This is a genomic window from Paracidovorax konjaci (assembly GCF_900112675.1).
GTDB lineage: Bacteria > Pseudomonadota > Gammaproteobacteria > Burkholderiales > Burkholderiaceae_C > Paracidovorax > Paracidovorax konjaci.
Window position 1 is genome coordinate 129,102 of the sequence record NZ_FOMQ01000004.1, and the last position, 15,465, is coordinate 144,566.

Here is a 15,465-nt window from a genome sequence, read left to right on the forward strand (position 1 = left end):
ACTCTTCCTTGTAGTTAGCTCTTTTTCTTAGAACCTTCGATCCAGCTAAGGATGGCTGGGGTGGGTGTGTTACCTTCATGTAGACGTCTGGCAAAAGCTGCCAAATGGCCGCGCGCCTCTGGAGACATGCCTGCCGTATCAATGATCTGTTTAGACTGCTCGGCAGCGTCACGAACCTGACGGATTTGCTCAGGGTCGCAATGCTGGCGGAGGAAGGTGATCGCGCTATCTATGTGCTTTTGCGATAGGCGCTTTTCGCCAAATTCCATTGAGCTAAGGTGCGCAGAGCTAATTCCCATGGCCTCAGCCATAGTCTTCAACGACAGCCCGTGCTTGAGCCGCATCACACGGACAGCTTCTCCAAATGGCGTCAGTTTCATGATTTCTCCTATGGCCGGGCAGGTAAGTTGATGGTGTAGGTGTAGGCGTATGTATAGATTGGATGAAGCCCAGCCACTTGCATTATAGCAAAAAAGTTATCCAAAAAGAAAACAATTCAGCAAGGCAGCAGCGCAACCTTCATGCTGTTGCCCGTCGGCAACACCTCTTTTGGTTAGCTATCTATCTTCCGCAAGATGGAGATCGCCTCACGGAGGCTGCAAGCGCAGTAGTCGAAGAACGAGAGGCCGCTTCAAGCCGTCCCAACGTAACCCGACACCTCTGCGTGCAGCAGCGTCCAAGCGGAAGTGGCTAACGGAACCCTGCGAAACGGTTGGGGAGACGTCGCATCCAAGGCGGACAGAGAAATGCACGAAGATGCGCCGGACACCAGAGGGTTCTGTTAGCCGCGTTTAACAAGCCATGCACTCGGCACGCGAGCGACGTGACGTGCACACTGCTCAACCAAATGTCTAAGCACTACCGAGTGCGATTCGACTGCGATACCACGCTCCCCGCTAATGTTCGAGTCACGGTTGACGAGCGCGGATTGTCCAGGGCTCCTGAAGCTTTGCTTTCCGTTCGCGTCCCCGTCTGTGCTGAAGTTCCTGCCTGCCGCAATGCAGAACCAGCCAAGGAGCGTTGGATCGCACTCGCTGTGTCACTTTGAAGAGTCTTGCCAGCCAACGAAGCTACACGAGACGACGTCTGTTTGTTGTTTGAACTCATAAAACCTCCAGAAAATGAATTGCGGGCTGCTGCTCAAAAAGTCAGCACAACCACTATAGGTAGTGCTCCACCCATAGTCAAGACACTACCTGTAGTGTTTTAAAAAATCCATCTGGATACCCGAAGCACTAGCTCTGTGCGCTGAATTTCAAGCAGCATGCAGATTTTTCGGAAGGCCGGACGAGCCGCCCTCTAGCGCCTGGCGGCGGATGCAGGTTCGCAGTCACCACACCTTCGGCTTAGCCGCACTACCGCCATTGAAGGTGGCTTCATTGGCCTGCAAGGTCAATGCCGCTAATGCCAACTGCACCGCCATGATGCGGTCGTAAAGCTCCCCGCGCTTCTTCGCGTACTGCGGGTCAGACAGTGCAATGCTGTTGTAGGCCACATTGAGCTCACCCCACTGCACGTTCAGCATGGCGATCTGGATCATGAGCGCCCCCACCAGCGGCGCCTGCATGGGCATTCCTCCAATCCCCAGGGCCAGCAATCGGTGCGCATGCACCTTGCTGCTCTGGGTGGATGTTCTGGCTGGGCGCTGGCACGCCTTCGGCCTCTTGAAGACGAAGGGCTCCTGGCGGTCCTTTCTACGTTGCTGTGTTCTTGCGGTCATGGTCGCTTCCTCCTGGTTGTTCTTGTTCTTGTTCGTGGTGGGTGGCAAGTTCGCTCGTTCGCTCCTGCCTCCGTGGTTTCTGGTGTGGTGGGTGCTGGTGGCCTTGATCCCCCTGCGCTTCGGCCCATATCGGCGTGGCTTGGCCTGCCCCAGCGGCTGCGCATAGAGCTTTTGGAAGTGCGCTGCGCGAGCCTGCTTCAAACGGCCCAGCTTCGCTTCGTTCCTGCTGAACTGCTGCTCCGTCAATTCCCTGGCCTGCAGCCTGTTCTGGTGGTCTGCACGTAGCTGTGCATAGTCGGCATGGGCTGCGAACATGGGCCCCTTGAGACGAATGGCCTTCTGTTCTCCGGTGGGCATGAACGACACATAGTCCTGCCCGGCGCGGGTGACGGTGCCCAGTTCCCCCAGGTGCTCGATGAGCTCCTGGCGGCTGTTTAATTGCCCTTGGGCAATGGCAGTGCCGAACAGGCTCTGCAGTTCGTCCCTGATGGCCCTGTGGCTGCTGGCCTGTTGGCAGATCTGGGCGGTCGCTTCTTTCAGCGGCAGCACCTGGGTTTCAAAGCGCGAACGCATGACCTTGAACGGGTCGGCCACGACCTGTTCATAGCCCAGCACATGGTTCATGTTCTGCACCCAGGCGTCATTGAATTCGTGCTGCACGTCGCCCGGCGGAAACGGGTTCATTTGCTTGCCGCTGGTCAGCTCCGTCGTTGCCAGCAGGTAGTTCAGTTCCAGATTGCCTTTGTCCTTATGCGCCACCCAGGCGATTGCATAGTGCTGGCCCTTCTGGAGTCCCGGCAGGAACGTGCGTTCAAAGTCACGCATGATTTCTCGCTGCTGGGCGACGGTGGGGCGTTCGCTGTCTCGGAACGACAGACACCCGCAGACGTATTTGTGGGCACGGTGGGTTTGATTGGCGAGGGCTGCCACCAGCAGCGGATCGCCGTCCAGAACGACCGGAGGAACGCTGCGGGTCTTGCCGGCATGATCCTGGTTGCTCATGAGATAGCGGGCAGCCTGCAAGGCGTTGCCCTGGCCGTGAGGCATGCGCACGTGAATCATGGCTGCCCCTTCGGTGTTTCCTGCTGCTGGCTTGCAATCTGGGCCAATGCGGTTCGGACGACCTGCAACTGCTCGCCCAGCACCTGGGCGCTTTTGGGGTCATAGCGATTCAACTGGTGGGCGATCTGGTTCACGTTGGAGCCGATACGGCAAAGTGCGGCCAGCACCTGCATGCGTCCCTGCTGTTCGTCGCGGCGCTGCTGCTGGAACACGGCGACGGGATCGACCGCACCGAAGACACGGGCACGGACGTGGCGGGCCAGCGAATTGCAGTCCGAAGCGGCCCAGGCCTGGGTCAGTGCTTCGTATTCCACCGGGGACAGGCGCATTTCAAAACGCAGGGTGCGACGGTAGCGGTGATCGTCGTTCGTGCGGCCTGGGGCCTTCTTCAGGGTGTGCTGTGGCATGTCTTCGTCTCCTTGTTCTTCTTGTCGTTCAGGGTCATAGGGCAACGCCCTATCAAGGGGATTGCGCAGCGGCCAAATTCATTTGGCCGTCATGCGCAATTGGCCTTGCTTCCCCTTCTTCCAATCTACGAAACCAAAGAGGGAAGTCAACGCTGCGGGCACAAGTCGATAGCCTTGTCGCTGGCGAAGACCGGCGAAGACATGGGCTCAATCCGATATCAGCCGGGCCTTGTGTTCGCGGTGCGATTTCCTATGCTGAAAGAAACAGGAGGAGAAACCACCATGACCACAACAGCCACAAGAACCCTCGTCAAGACCAGCCACTACATGACCCCCGCGTCCCGCGAACAAGTCCAGCACCTGGCCCAGACCCATGCCCGATCTGCCGGCTGGATCGTGAGGCGCTGCCTGGAGTACGGGCTCGCCCATGCCGAAGACGTCGACTTCCATGCGGGCAGCGGCACCGCGAAGACACGCGAAGACTTCCAGAAGGCGATTGCCGATTTTTTCGGGGAGCAGCCGACCTGATCGGTGCAGGCATTCCAATAAGATTGGACGGGGTTGGATGGAATAGAAACTGAGCACCTGCGGGTGCTTTTTTTGCCGCCGCCTTTTGTATTGACTATCGTCAATAGTTTTCCCTACGGGATTTTTATGCGGGTGTACTCTTTATTCGGAGGATGTACTCTTCATTCATCCTGCATGGATGATGATCATTCCTCCTTTGTCCTTCGTCTGCGCTGCACTCGCTGCGCTCGTTTCACTACTACGAAGGACAAAGGTTTTCCCTACCCGCGTTATCAAAAAAGCGCGGCGGTTGGCCTGATCCTTCGGGTGGTTTCCCCACTTCTCGGACACAGAGGTTGATCGAAGCACCTCTGGTTTGGGAATTCACCGTCTTCATACGGCCCAAGCGTGGTTTCCCTGATTGGCTCTCACTGTGGCTTTGCTTGATGTCCTTTCTGACCACTTCACCGGTTGCCCGGTGTCGCTCCAATCGCAGGGGTTTCGCCTTTTCCAGTTATCAGGGGGAGCCTGTGGCTGTCCTGACTATTTTTACCTGTGCTATTTGTTGCCTGCGATCTCGGCATGAGCATGGGGGGAACCGGGGAACTGAATCGACGCATACCCCCATGCCTGCTGTTTCTTCTTTTATGAATAACAAGTCATTTTTGAATGTCAAGAGATGAATGAAGATTTCTTCGCATGAATGGAAAAGGCCAGTCGGGTGACTGGCCTTTCAGGATGGAAGTGCTGCCTGCGGTTCAGCGGTTCAAAAAGGTATGGCCGCACCGATGGCAGAAGAAGCCATGGTCGTGCAGTGCCTTCCATTGCGGGTACTGCTCTTTGTAGATCGCCGACTTCTTGCGGTAGTTCCAGACGGCATGGGCGAAGACTGCCCAGAAGGCCAGGTTCATGTACCGCCATGCGGCGTCGGGGCCACTGGCTGCGAGCCAGGGCGATGTCGCCAGTGGCAGCAGACCCAGAGCGATCACAGCCCACAGGGCCGGTTTGACGGGTTCCTTGAATCGTGCAGCCAGGGTGGTCTGGCTGGTGCCTCCCGCAGTGCCGACAAAGGCACCGCCGCCGTTGCCGACGGCCACGCCGGTGACGGTACTGCTGTTGAAGGAGGTGCCACTCGCCAGAATGACCCGGACGGCCTGAACTTGTTCGCTCGCGCATTGAGGGCAATGAAGAGCCATGGTCATGTCTCCGATCAGTTGGCAGCCCGGCGCACGGCCAGATTGCTGGACACGGTGGATTGCGGATTGCCGTAGAGCGTGGCGAGCACGTCCCAGAAGGTGCTGGCGATCGCCGGGCCGTCGCCGCCGAAACCGTCGAAGTGATAGGCAAGACCCAAGGCATGGCCGAACTCGTGGGTCACGATGTCCTGCGTGACGTCGCAGTGACCATTGCCCAGATTGACATAGACCGGCTTGGAGGCAATGCTGTTCTGGTTGTCGGGCTGGATCGGGTTGCCCAGGTTCGGGCCGGTGGAGACGTTGGCGCAGAAGCCGGCGTAGTTGGTGGAACCGGGCGGGAGATACGACGTGCCGTAGCTGACCCGGATGAAGTTGCTGCCGTCCGTGGGTGCGGTATCCACCGCCTTGAGCACCAGCAGGCCGGCCAGTTTGGCATTGATCGTTGCGACGGAGGTGCGAACCTTGGCAGCGTAGTCCTGCTCGGTGGCGTTGCCGGCCGCAGGGCTGGGGATGTAGACCTGCACCTGCTGTGCAGGAGTGCCTGACCAGCGCCAGGTGCCAGCGGAGCGATTGCCCGGCAGGAAGGCGATGTTGCTGGACTGGACGTTGGCGACGATCTGAGCTTCGGCGGTCACTCCCGTGGCCGGGGACGGGTTGGGGTTGCTGGTGTTGCCAGAGACGGCGGGGCTGTCGTTGCCACCGCCACCACAGGCGGCAAGCAGGGCCAGGGTAGTTGCGGCGACGAGTGCCGCGAAGGTCTTGTGCATGGGGTTCCCTCGGAGGTTGAGGCGGCACCGTGCCGCCTGCGCGAAAGATGGTAGCCCAAAAGGTAACTATATCCCGGGAAATTTAATCCCGTGGAGCTTTATGCCTGTCCTCTTGACCATGACAACATGGTCAAAGCAAAAGATTCGTCTAAGGAAAAGTCGCCAGAACTGGTCGCGTTCGGTGAGGCTGTGCGCTCGCAGCGCAAGGCACGGGGCTACTCACAAGAGGCCTTTGGGGATGTGTGTGGGATTGATCGCAGCTACATGGGTGGCATAGAGCGAGGTGAGCACAACCTGGCTCTTGTGAACATCTTGAAGATCATTGCGGCCCTGGAACTTCGGCCGTCCGAGTTCTTCAAGGCACTGGATAACACTCCGAAGAACACCAGTTCAAAGTCATAGGTTCTTGCTCTTCTTTTTCAAAAGCACCCTCAACAAAGCACCTTCGGGTGCTTTTTTTATGCCTTTCCTACGCCAGACGTCGGGTGCCTACTTACAGCTTCGTTCACATTTATTTTGCATTCAACAATAATACGAACCATACAGCGATCACCTGATTAATTACAGCGACCTTCCAGCAACTGCCTTAATGTGGACAAGCCACTTTCAGGAGGAAAACCATGAGATAGAAATTAACTTAAAAGAGAAAATTATGTCTAAAAAAATTATTGCGATCCGCGCCATTCCCCATGGCAATCATTCCTTGAACGACTTTCTGCAAATTGATGCCGTTCAGCAGTCCATTCAGCACCTTCGTGCTACCGATGTGGATGTGAAGGACAAAATCAAGCGCTTCTTGGCTTACTGCCAGTTCCTTGAAATCTTGATGGGCATTGAGAAAGAGAACTGCGAAACCTATTTGGATGAAGAGGATATGTGCAGCATTGCTTCGGCCGCTCAGCATATTCTGGATACGGCTTTTCCCGTCATCCTTTCTCAGTTCAGCGAAAAAGACAGCAATACGCTCTTCGCTCTTTTCGGCCCCTTGGCTGGCGAAGGCAAGCACTGAAATGGCGAAGTTGACCCAACCCATGGACTGCCTCGTGTATTGCCAGTTCGGAATGACGGAACAACTGTTGGACTTTGCGAAGTCCACCTCCGGGCAGAACTACTTGCGGATGTCCAAGAGGCTTCTTCCCGACGCCGAGAGCCGTTTGAAGGCTTTCTTGGTGGACTACCAGTCGACCTTCTTGGTCAAGGCGATTGCCTTGACCATGGGGGTGGAAGCGGACTTCGACCTCGTGACGTCGCCACCTTTCATGGAAATGCACCATGAACTGTGCGACACGGTGGACGAGCATATCGGTGAGCTGATGGCCTTGCTGACCGATGACCAGCGCAGCAGGCTTCAGGCGTTGCTGGCATGAACAAAGCACCTTCGGGTGCTTTTTTGTTTTAGATTTCCAGCCGTCTCAACAAGGGGGGTTGCTGCACATGAGTCGCCAGATAGATATCAGGAAGATCACCGGTCGGTGCATTGCCAAGAAGCGCGAGCAAGCCGGTTTGACACAGGACGACATGGCCGACGCCTGGGCATGAGTGAAGAGGGGTATGGCCGCTATGAACGCGGTGTGACGGCTCTGGATCTGCCCAAGTTGGCAAGGATTGCGCTGATCTTCCAGTGCGGCGTCGATGAGTTGGTGGTCGAAGCGAGCACGGGCCTGAGTGCGCAGGCCAAGCGCATTGCCAATCTGCTCGACGGCCTGTCTACGAGCGACCGGGACGAGGTGGTTTCCATCGTGGAAAAAGTGTGCGGCATGGCCCGCAAGAAATACAAGAGCGGGTCGGCCTACAAGCCCTGATCCGCTCCTCACCAAGCACGCGAGCCAGTCCGAGACTGGCTTTTGTTTTCAGGACTTGGCCTGCAGCCTTGCCAAGCGTTCCGCCCGTACCTTCTTGTATTTTTCCTGCCGTGTCTTGCGCTCGCAGAGCTTGGCGAGCATGGCGCTGAACTGGCCGGGCTGGTAGGTCAGCGGCTGGAAGTCCAGTTGCGGATAGACCAGTTTGGTCGCCACGTTGTCCACCAGGTATTGCAGTGGGTGTTCGGAGGCATACACCTTGGAATTGACGGTGTCGTGTTCGTGGCCGATGAACTGGCAGCGGGTTTCCTCGGCGACGCCGCTGTGTTTGAGCAGGTCGTTGGACGTGCTGCGGAACGAGTGGAAGACCTTTTGCGGGTCGGTGATGTGCAGGGTGTCCAGGTACTTGCCCCAGCGTTCTCCGGGCGTGCCGCCGTAGGAGCCGAATTTGTCCGGGGTGAGGTGGGGAAAGAGTTTGCCGCCGTAGCCCTGGGCGTCATGGACGTAGTGCAGGAAACCGCAGGTGATCAGGGTGGGATGTACGGGAATGACGCGACGGGAGGCTGCGGTCTTCACCGATTTGTCGCCTTCGTCGTTGATGGAAATCGCCCAGATGCCGTCCACCTGTTGAATGTCGTTTAAGTCCAGTTGCGCCAGTTCGGAGATGCGCCCACCCGTGAAGAGGCCCAGCAGGGGCAGCCAGAAGTCCGTAGGTCGTTGGGCCTTCGCCAGCAGTTCGGGCTTGAAGATCGCCTTGAGTTCGTTCGTCGTGAACGGCTTGTAGCTGGTGCTGGCTTCGGATTTCTTGATGTCGGTCTTGGTGAAGAGCTTGTGGCCGTGGGTCACCAGGTTCTGGCCGTCAGGCAGCACCCCGATTCTTTGCGCGAGTCCGAAGAGACCGCTGAGGGCTGCCAGATATTTCTGGCTAATGGTCTTGGGAGCCAGGCCACGGTGCAGAAGGTCGTCGATGAAATCGGCCACGTCGGCACGGGTGATGCTGTGCATCGGAATGTGCTTTTGCTTTTTGCGTGCCTCCAACCATGCCACGAACTTGTTGTGATAGTTGCGGTACTCGTAAAGGGTTTTGGGGGTGAGCTTGTTGCGTTCGCGGGTGGCGAAGCGGGGCACCATTTCCTGGATCGTCGTGCCACCGGCTTCTGTCGTGGGCACCGCTGGAGGTGCGGCCGGGGGAGCTGCTGGCGGGGGTGGTGCGATCTGCGCAGACGCCACGGCTGCCGGGCTGGCAATGAGCTGGGCCAGGGCTTCGGGCGAGAGGTTCAGGGCCTGCAGCATGCGGTGCGCACGGTGCATGTCCTCGTCGGTGTGAATGTCGCGCAGGGCGAAGCCGCTGGGAAATTCAATGTCGAGCTTGCGGGCGTCGGGAGCGGGTGACGGGGCTTCGAACAGGGCATTGACCTTCGCCAGCGGCATGCCTGCCAGGTCGGCGAGTTGTTCGCGGTCGGCGCGGTGCAGCAGCCTCAGCAGAAAGTCGTCGCCCAGGCCGGGGGACGCAAGGCCCTGGGCCGTGTTGAGGTTGTCCATGGACATGGCCCTCCACTCCTCGTGTTTTCTTGCGGCCATTATCCCGCCGAGGCATGCGGCCTTGAGCCGTGCTTCCTGGGGGTCTTTGGTGTGCAGCGAGATCCGCTTTTCGCGGCGGGCGGTGCCGACGCGGTAGGTGAGGCGGAAGTAAAAGATCCCGTGGCGGGACTTGGCAAGGTGCGACGCGAGCTTCAAGGCAGGTGATCCACTGAAAGTGGGACACCAGAGTGGGACACCTGTCGCGTGACACAAAGAAAAAAGCCGTTGAAGATCAACGGCTTAGTTCATTTGGCGGAGAGGGCGGGATTCGAACCCGCGGTGGGGATTAGCCCACACACGCTTTCCAGGCGTGCGACTTAAACCGCTCATCCACCTCTCCGGAAGCCTCTGATTGTAGCAGTGCCAGAGTCCCTTCAGCCGAAAAGGCACAACGAATTTGCGCTCAAAGTTTGGATGTGCCCTGAACCATCCTCATCGCAGACGTGATGAGCGTAGAAACCTCGGTCATGTTGCTGGGCACGATCAGGGTGGTGGTGGCGTCGGCGGCGACCTTTCCGTAGGCATCAACGGCTTTTTCTGCGACTTTCAGTTGGACGGCCTGTTCGCCGCCCGGTTGCCGGATGGCCTCGGCTACGCGTTCGATCGCCTGCGCCGTAGCTTCTGCCACGGCCGTGATCGATGCGGCCTCGCCCTGGGCATTGTTGATGGCGGCCTGTTTTTCACCCTCCGACCGAGCGATGAAGGCCTCGCGCTCTCCGGTGGCGATGTTGATCTGCTCCTGGCGCCGGCCTTCCGATGCTGCGATAAGTGCCCGCTTTTCGCGTTCCGCGGTGATCTGCGCCTGCATGGCGCGGAGGATCTCCGTGGGGGGCGTCAGATCCTTGATTTCATAGCGAAGAACCTTCACGCCCCAGTTCAGGGCAGCTTCGTCGATGGCGGCAACGATCTGGGCGTTGATCATGTCGCGTTCTTCGAACGTCTTGTCGAGTTCCAGTTTGCCGATCACGCTGCGCAAGGAGGTCTGGGCCAGCTGGGTCACGGCCACGATGTAATTGCTCGAGCCATAGCTCGCGCGCATGGGATCGGTGACCTGAAAGTACAGTATGCCGTCCACCTGGAGCTGCGTGTTGTCGCGTGTGATGCAGACCTGGCTGGGCACATCCAGCGGTATTTCCTTCAGGCTGTGCTTGTACGCAACGCGATCGATGAAGGGCACCAGGAAATTGAGTCCGGGCGTCAGCGTTCCGGCGTATTTGCCTAGGCGCTCCTTGACCCACGCGTTTTGCTGGGGCACGACCTTGACGGATCGGATGACGAAGATTCCGGCAATGATGAAGATGACGAGGGCTATTTCCATGGTGTCCTTGGTAGGGCAGGATTGGTCAAAGAAAGACTGCGACGGCAGTCGATGAAGTGAGGAAATCCCGAGCGACGTGGCCTGCCGTGCCGTGCTTGCCGCATGGCGTCAAGTCACCCGGTGCACGGTCGATGGTGAACCACCGCTGAAGCCATGTCCGCCACGAAAGATGCGCGCGGCGAACGACCTGCAATGCCGCTTTTCACGCGTTGTCGACGACGAGACGGTTGCCGACGACTTCCGTCACCCTGTAGAGGCCGGGGACAGCCGTTGCCGGCATGTTCCTTCTGTGCAGCATCACGGTCCACTGTGCCCCGCGATAGCGCACCTGTGCCGTGCCGTCGGGGTTCCAGGCGTCCACCTGCACGGATTCGCCGATGTCCAGGTTCACGTCCGGGTTGCTGGACGCGGGGGCTTGCGCATGCCGGCGCCTGCGCAGCCAGTGGCAACCAATGACTCCGGCAGTGCCTACGGCGGCTGCCACGGAGAGCTGTGCTGCCAACGGCAATCCGATGTGTGCGGCGATGGCCCCCGCCACGAGGCCCAGCGAAAGCATGAGCAGATAGAAAGTCCCCGTCACGAGTTCGGCGGCGACCGCCGCGCCGACCATCAGCCACCAGATGGTGGATTCCTGCATACGGTGTCCTCCTCTCTTGTCCGACGGTGTCGGTGCTCTCGCATTCTGGGTCAAATGCCAGCGTCTTCAAAGGGATGACATCGTTATTCCTTACACTTCGCGCCTGTTTCGTTTTTTGGGCCCGCTTGCTCGGAGGCTGTGCATGAAATTCCGCTTTCCCATCGTCATCATCGACGAGGACTACCGTTCCGAGAACACGTCGGGCCTGGGCATCCGGGCCCTGGCGCAGGCCATCGAGGCCGAAGGCTTCGAGGTGCTCGGCGTGACGAGTTACGGCGATCTGTCGCAGTTCGCGCAACAGCAGAGCCGGGCCAGCGCCTTCATCCTGTCGATCGACGACGAGGAGTTCACGCTGGGCTCCGGCCTGGATCCGATCGTGCTGAGCCTGCGCAACTTCATCGCCGAGGTGCGGCGCAAGAATGCCGATGTGCCGATCTATGTGCATGGCGAGACCAAGACGGCGCGCCACCTGCCCAACGACATCCTGCGCGAGTTGCACGGCTTCATCCACATGTTCGAGGACACGCCGGAGTTCGTGGCCAAGCACATCATCCGCGAAGCCAAGAGCTACTTGGAGAGCGTGCAGCCGCCTTTCTTCAAGGCGCTGCTGGACTATGCCGAGGACGGTTCCTATTCCTGGCATTGCCCGGGCCACTCGGGCGGCGTCGCTTTCCTGAAGAGCCCCGTGGGCCAGATGTTCCACCAGTTCTTCGGTGAAAACATGCTGCGCGCGGACGTGTGCAATGCCGTGGAGGAGCTGGGCCAGCTGCTGGACCACAACGGCGCGATCGGCGAGAGCGAGCGCAACGCGGCGCGCATCTTCAATGCCGACCATTGCTTCTTCGTGACCAATGGCACCAGTACGTCGAACAAGATGGTGTGGCACCACACGGTGGCGCCGGGCGACGTGGTGGTGGTGGACCGCAACTGCCACAAGTCGATCCTGCACTCGATCATCATGACGGGGGCCATTCCTGTCTTCCTGAAGCCCACGCGCAACCACTTCGGCATCATCGGACCGATTCCGAAGAGCGAGTTCGAGCGCGATGCCATCGAGACGAAGATCCGCGCCAACCCGCTGCTGAAGGGCGTGGATGCCGCCACCGTGAAGCCGCGTGTGCTCACGATCACGCAGTCCACCTACGACGGCGTGCTCTACAACACCGAGACCATCAAGTCGATGATGGACGGCTATGTGGACAACCTGCATTTCGACGAAGCCTGGCTGCCCCATGCCGCGTTCCATCCGTTCTATGGCAGCTACCACGCCATGGGCAAGAAGCGCGCGCGGCCCAAGCACTCGGTGGTGTATGCCACGCAGTCCATCCACAAGCTGCTGGCCGGCATCAGCCAGGCCAGCCACGTGCTGGTGCAGGACTCGCAGACTGTGAAGCTCGATCGCCCGCTGTTCAACGAGGCGTACCTGATGCACACCTCGACGTCGCCGCAGTACAGCATCATCGCCAGCTGCGATGTGGCCGCTGCGATGATGGAGCCGCCCGGCGGCACGGCGCTGGTGGAGGAAAGCCTGCTCGAAGCCCTGGACTTCCGCCGCGCGATGCGCAAGGTGGAGGAAGAGTTCGGCAAGGACGACTGGTGGTTCAAGGTGTGGGGGCCGGACAAGCTCGTGGACGAGGGCCTGGGCCGCGCCGAGGACTGGATCATCCGCAGTGACGGCAAGGGCAAGAAGAGCCCCAGCAAGTGGCACGGTTTCGGCCCGCTGGCTGATGGCTTCAACATGCTGGATCCGATCAAGTCGACCATCGTCACGCCGGGCCTGAACCTGGACGGCAAGTTCGACAAGACCGGCATCCCGGCTTCCATCGTGACCAAATACCTCGCCGAGCACGGCGTGGTGGTGGAGAAGACCGGCCTCTACAGCTTCTTCATCATGTTCACCATCGGCATCACCAAGGGCCGCTGGAACACGCTGCTGGCGGCGCTGCAGCAGTTCAAGGACGATTACGAGAAGAACCAGCCCATGTGGCGCATCCTTCCGGAGTTCTGCCAGCAGCACAAGCGCTACGAGCGCATGGGACTGAAGGACCTGTGCCAGCACGTCCACCAGCTCTATGCCAAGTACGACATTGCGCGGCTCACCACCGAGATGTACCTGTCGGACCTGACGCCGGCGATGAAGCCCAGCGACGCATTCGCGCACATTGCGCACCGCAAGACCGAGCGCGTGGAGATCGACCACCTCGAAGGCCGCATCACCACCAGCCTTATCACGCCTTACCCGCCCGGCATTCCGCTGTTGATTCCGGGCGAGGTGTTCAACAAGAAGATCGTCGATTACCTCAAGTTCTCACGTGAGTTCTCCAAGCTCTGCCCGGGTTTCGAGACCGACATCCATGGTCTGGTGGAGATCGAGGACGACAACGGGCATGTGCGCTACTACGCGGACTGCGTGACCCCTGCCGAGCAACCCAAGCCCGGCCGGCGCGGTGGCCGCAAGGATGCGCCGGTGGCCGAGGACATCGTGCAGGTGGGCAGCGACGGGCCGTTCGGGCGCAAGATCTGAGTCCGGAGACGAGAGGCTCGCGCAGCGCCCCCACCAGGGCACTCGCACCGCTGCATATAGAAGTCGGGCTCCCTCCATACCGCACGGCCGGGGGCCTGCGGCGGGTGGCTATGCACCGGGGTTTGAATGTCCTTTGGCAGGGGCCCGGGTGCGCGCGCCAGTTTCCTGGCATTGACCGGTGCGGTCAGGAGGCGGGCATGTCCTCGCGCACTCGCAGAAAGCTTGCGAAGCGGGGCAGCCCGCCCTCGTGTGTGCCCCGGAAGCGGTAGGTCACCCAACTGCCAATCGGCGGCGGCTGCGCGCGGTCGGCACCGGAGAAACCGGTGCCGAGCCTGAAGCGGCGCCCCTGTGGCGTCTCGACCAGCAGCGCGCCCAGGCGGCCGGCCTGCCGGCCCTGGCCTGGGACGTGCGCGACGACGCGCGCCTCGGCATCGTCTTGGGTCTTCAGTTTGACCAGGTCATCGCTGCGGCCTGCGCGGTAGAGCGATGCGCCCCGGTGCAGCATCAGGCCTTCTCCGCCGCCGCGCACGGTGCGCTGGAGCAGGGCATTCAGTTGGGCCGGGTCGGCGACCCTCCGCTGGGGCACGGCCACCACCCAGGTCTGCCCGATCCCGGACACGAGCGCCTGCAAGGCCGGCAGCCTTTCATCGAAGGTGCCCGTGTGCGCCGGCAGATCGAACACCATGAACCGCATCCCTTGCCATGCCGGGTCCGAGGGCGCCTGCTGGCGGACCGTGGACTGCGCCCGGGAGAAATGCCCGCGGCCGGCCCAGAGTTCGCCGTCCATGGGCGTTCGAGGCCAGTTCTGCGTGAACCAGGCCGGCGCGGCCACGGTCTCGCCGCCGCGTGTGCGCAGCCGCTCCCCGTCCCAGTAGCCCCGCACGCCGTCGTACTTCTCGCTGACCCAGTAGTCGGCCAGCACCAGCCCGGGGCGGTACACATTGGCCAGCAGGAGGGCCGGCGCCCGGTCGCTGGGCGTTGCGGCCCTGGCGTCCGCGATGGCAATGGCTGAGGCCGTGGCCAGCAGCCCTGCCATGAAGCGCCTGCGCGAATCCATGCGATCGCTATTAAATTTATAGCAAACTATTGAATGAATCCGGCGGCATGGAGGCGAAAACGTTCAGGAAAGATCTGCGCTGTCCCGGCTGATGCCGCCGGTCTGGCTGAAGCCGCCGTCCACGTACATGATCTCGGCGGTGACGCCGCTGGCGAGATCGGACATCAGGAAGGCGGCGGCATTGCCCACGTCCTCGATGGTCACGTTGCGGCGCAGCGGCGAGGCACCGGCCACCACGCCCAGCAGCTTGCCGAAATCCTTGATGCCGCTGGCGGCCAGGGTCTTGATGGGCCCGGCGCTGATGCCGTTGGCGCGCATGCCCTTGGGGCCCAGCGATTCGGCCAGGTAGCGCACGCTGGCTTCGAGGCTCGCCTTGGCCAGGCCCATGGTGTTGTAGTTGGGCACCGTGCGCAGCGCGCCGAGGTAGCTCAGGGTGAGCACGGCTGCCCGATCGTTCAGATAGGGCAGGGCGGCCTTCGCCATGGCGGGGAAGCTGTAGGCGCTGATGTCGTGCGCAATGCGGAACGACTCGCGCGACAGGCCTTCGAGGAAGTCGCCCGCGATGGCCTCGCGCGGCGCGAAGCCGATGCTGTGCACGAAGCCGTCGAAGCGCGGCCAGGTTTTCGAGAGGTCGGCGAACATGCGCTCGATCTGCTCATCGCTGGCGACGTCGCAATCGAAGACCAGCGTGGAATCGAATTCGGCGGCGAAGTCGGTGATGCGGTCCTTGAAGCGTTCGCCGACATAGCTGAACGCCAGCTCGGCGCCCTGTGCGCGGCAGGCCTTGGCGATGCCGTAGGCGATGGAACGGTTGGACAGCACGCCGGTGATGAGCAGCTTCTTGCCGGTCAGAAAACCCATTGTTCTTCTCCTGGGGAAAGGCGGTCGAT

The 15,465-nt window shown here is 60.4% G+C and carries 16 protein-coding genes and 1 tRNA gene; 6 read left to right on the plus strand and 11 right to left on the minus strand.

Features of this window, described 5'->3' with window-relative positions; genetic code table 11:
- Positions 1-14: 14 nt before the first annotated feature.
- The 3 genes from BM144_RS07100 to mobC all read right to left on the minus strand — a co-directional run bounded on the left by BM144_RS07100 (position 15) and on the right by mobC (position 3,189).
- Positions 15-380 (minus strand): helix-turn-helix domain-containing protein, encoded by a 366-nt coding sequence (locus BM144_RS07100; protein ID WP_217644329.1) that lies wholly within the window; start codon positions 378-380, stop codon positions 15-17.
- 950 nt (positions 381-1,330) lie between these two features.
- Positions 1,331-2,782, minus strand: coding sequence for a relaxase family protein (locus tag BM144_RS07110; protein WP_092950610.1), 1,452 nt, complete (start codon positions 2,780-2,782; stop codon positions 1,331-1,333).
- Entirely contained in the window at positions 2,779-3,189 is a 411-nt protein-coding gene (gene mobC / locus BM144_RS07115) for a plasmid mobilization relaxosome protein MobC (RefSeq protein WP_139225668.1), read from the minus strand. Before mobC ends, BM144_RS07110 begins: the two co-directional genes overlap by 4 nt.
- Before the next feature lie 282 nt (positions 3,190-3,471).
- On the opposite strand from mobC, the gene BM144_RS07120 reads away from it, so the two are divergent.
- On the plus strand, positions 3,472-3,717 hold the full coding sequence (locus BM144_RS07120; protein ID WP_092950612.1) for a hypothetical protein: 246 nt from the start codon (positions 3,472-3,474) through the stop codon (positions 3,715-3,717).
- A 737-nt stretch (positions 3,718-4,454) separates the two neighbouring features.
- Here BM144_RS07120 and BM144_RS07125 read toward each other — a convergent pair.
- Together BM144_RS07125 and BM144_RS07130 are read right to left on the minus strand one after the other, a co-directional pair.
- Positions 4,455-4,898: a hypothetical protein gene (locus BM144_RS07125; protein ID WP_139225669.1), complete on the minus strand. Its 444-nt coding sequence runs from the start codon at positions 4,896-4,898 to the stop codon at positions 4,455-4,457.
- 8 nt (positions 4,899-4,906) lie between these two features.
- A complete protein-coding gene (locus BM144_RS07130; RefSeq protein ID WP_092950614.1) occupies positions 4,907-5,659 on the minus strand; it encodes a hypothetical protein in 753 nt (250 codons plus the stop codon).
- A gap of 126 nt (positions 5,660-5,785) precedes the next feature.
- Here BM144_RS07130 and BM144_RS07135 point away from each other — a divergent pair, with 126 nt between their 5' ends.
- The 4 genes from BM144_RS07135 (at position 5,786) to BM144_RS07150 (ending at position 7,461) form a co-directional block, all read left to right on the plus strand.
- Positions 5,786-6,061, plus strand: a complete 276-nt coding sequence (locus BM144_RS07135) for a helix-turn-helix domain-containing protein (RefSeq protein ID WP_092950615.1) — start codon at positions 5,786-5,788, stop codon at positions 6,059-6,061.
- A gap of 187 nt (positions 6,062-6,248) precedes the next feature.
- Entirely contained in the window at positions 6,249-6,668 is a 420-nt protein-coding gene (locus BM144_RS07140; protein ID WP_175525969.1) for a hypothetical protein, read from the plus strand.
- A gap of 1 nt (position 6,669) precedes the next feature.
- Complete coding sequence (locus BM144_RS07145; protein ID WP_092950617.1) at positions 6,670-7,026, plus strand: hypothetical protein; 357 nt, start codon at positions 6,670-6,672, stop codon at positions 7,024-7,026.
- Positions 7,027-7,194: 168 nt separating this feature from the next.
- Positions 7,195-7,461 (plus strand): hypothetical protein, encoded by a 267-nt coding sequence (locus BM144_RS07150; protein WP_092950619.1) that lies wholly within the window; start codon positions 7,195-7,197, stop codon positions 7,459-7,461.
- 48 nt (positions 7,462-7,509) lie between these two features.
- Here the strand turns inward: BM144_RS07150 and BM144_RS07155 are convergent, their stop codons facing one another.
- The 4 genes from BM144_RS07155 to BM144_RS07170 form a co-directional block, all read right to left on the minus strand.
- Positions 7,510-9,195: a phage integrase N-terminal SAM-like domain-containing protein gene (locus tag BM144_RS07155; RefSeq protein ID WP_092950621.1), complete on the minus strand. Its 1,686-nt coding sequence runs from the start codon at positions 9,193-9,195 to the stop codon at positions 7,510-7,512.
- 94 nt (positions 9,196-9,289) lie between these two features.
- Positions 9,290-9,379: transfer RNA gene (locus BM144_RS07160), tRNA-Ser, on the minus strand.
- A gap of 63 nt (positions 9,380-9,442) precedes the next feature.
- Positions 9,443-10,357, minus strand: coding sequence for an SPFH domain-containing protein (locus tag BM144_RS07165; protein WP_092950623.1), 915 nt, complete (start codon positions 10,355-10,357; stop codon positions 9,443-9,445).
- A 202-nt stretch (positions 10,358-10,559) separates the two neighbouring features.
- Positions 10,560-10,994: an NfeD family protein gene (locus tag BM144_RS07170; RefSeq protein WP_092950625.1), complete on the minus strand. Its 435-nt coding sequence runs from the start codon at positions 10,992-10,994 to the stop codon at positions 10,560-10,562.
- A 142-nt stretch (positions 10,995-11,136) separates the two neighbouring features.
- Between BM144_RS07170 and BM144_RS07175 the strand changes: the two genes are divergently transcribed.
- A complete protein-coding gene (locus BM144_RS07175) occupies positions 11,137-13,518 on the plus strand; it encodes an arginine/lysine/ornithine decarboxylase (RefSeq protein WP_092950627.1) in 2,382 nt (793 codons plus the stop codon).
- Between the two features lie 184 nt (positions 13,519-13,702).
- On the opposite strand, the gene BM144_RS07180 is transcribed toward BM144_RS07175, so the two are convergent.
- A complete protein-coding gene (locus BM144_RS07180) occupies positions 13,703-14,575 on the minus strand; it encodes a DNA ligase (protein ID WP_353615073.1) in 873 nt (290 codons plus the stop codon).
- Positions 14,576-14,638: 63 nt separating this feature from the next.
- Complete coding sequence (gene fabI / locus BM144_RS07185) at positions 14,639-15,436, minus strand: enoyl-ACP reductase FabI (RefSeq protein ID WP_092950629.1); 798 nt, start codon at positions 15,434-15,436, stop codon at positions 14,639-14,641.
- Positions 15,437-15,465 lie beyond the last annotated feature (29 nt).

Coding starts and splice junctions, on each gene's coding strand:
- BM144_RS07100 (WP_217644329.1), bottom strand. CDS start 380: ATGAAACTGACGCCATTTGGAGAAGCTGTCCGTGTGATGCGGCTCAAG.
- BM144_RS07145 (WP_092950617.1), top strand. CDS start 6,670: ATGGCGAAGTTGACCCAACCCATGGACTGCCTCGTGTATTGCCAGTTC.
- BM144_RS07150 (WP_092950619.1), top strand. CDS start 7,195: ATGAGTGAAGAGGGGTATGGCCGCTATGAACGCGGTGTGACGGCTCTG.
- BM144_RS07130 (WP_092950614.1), bottom strand. CDS start 5,659: ATGCACAAGACCTTCGCGGCACTCGTCGCCGCAACTACCCTGGCCCTG.
- BM144_RS07180 (WP_353615073.1), bottom strand. CDS start 14,575: ATGGATTCGCGCAGGCGCTTCATGGCAGGGCTGCTGGCCACGGCCTCA.
- BM144_RS07110 (WP_092950610.1), bottom strand. CDS start 2,782: ATGATTCACGTGCGCATGCCTCACGGCCAGGGCAACGCCTTGCAGGCT.
- BM144_RS07175 (WP_092950627.1), top strand. CDS start 11,137: ATGAAATTCCGCTTTCCCATCGTCATCATCGACGAGGACTACCGTTCC.
- mobC (WP_139225668.1), bottom strand. CDS start 3,189: ATGCCACAGCACACCCTGAAGAAGGCCCCAGGCCGCACGAACGACGAT.
- fabI (WP_092950629.1), bottom strand. CDS start 15,436: ATGGGTTTTCTGACCGGCAAGAAGCTGCTCATCACCGGCGTGCTGTCC.
- BM144_RS07125 (WP_139225669.1), bottom strand. CDS start 4,898: ATGACCATGGCTCTTCATTGCCCTCAATGCGCGAGCGAACAAGTTCAG.
- BM144_RS07120 (WP_092950612.1), top strand. CDS start 3,472: ATGACCACAACAGCCACAAGAACCCTCGTCAAGACCAGCCACTACATG.
- BM144_RS07135 (WP_092950615.1), top strand. CDS start 5,786: ATGGTCAAAGCAAAAGATTCGTCTAAGGAAAAGTCGCCAGAACTGGTC.
- BM144_RS07165 (WP_092950623.1), bottom strand. CDS start 10,357: ATGGAAATAGCCCTCGTCATCTTCATCATTGCCGGAATCTTCGTCATC.
- BM144_RS07170 (WP_092950625.1), bottom strand. CDS start 10,994: ATGCAGGAATCCACCATCTGGTGGCTGATGGTCGGCGCGGCGGTCGCC.
- BM144_RS07140 (WP_175525969.1), top strand. CDS start 6,249: ATGTGGACAAGCCACTTTCAGGAGGAAAACCATGAGATAGAAATTAAC.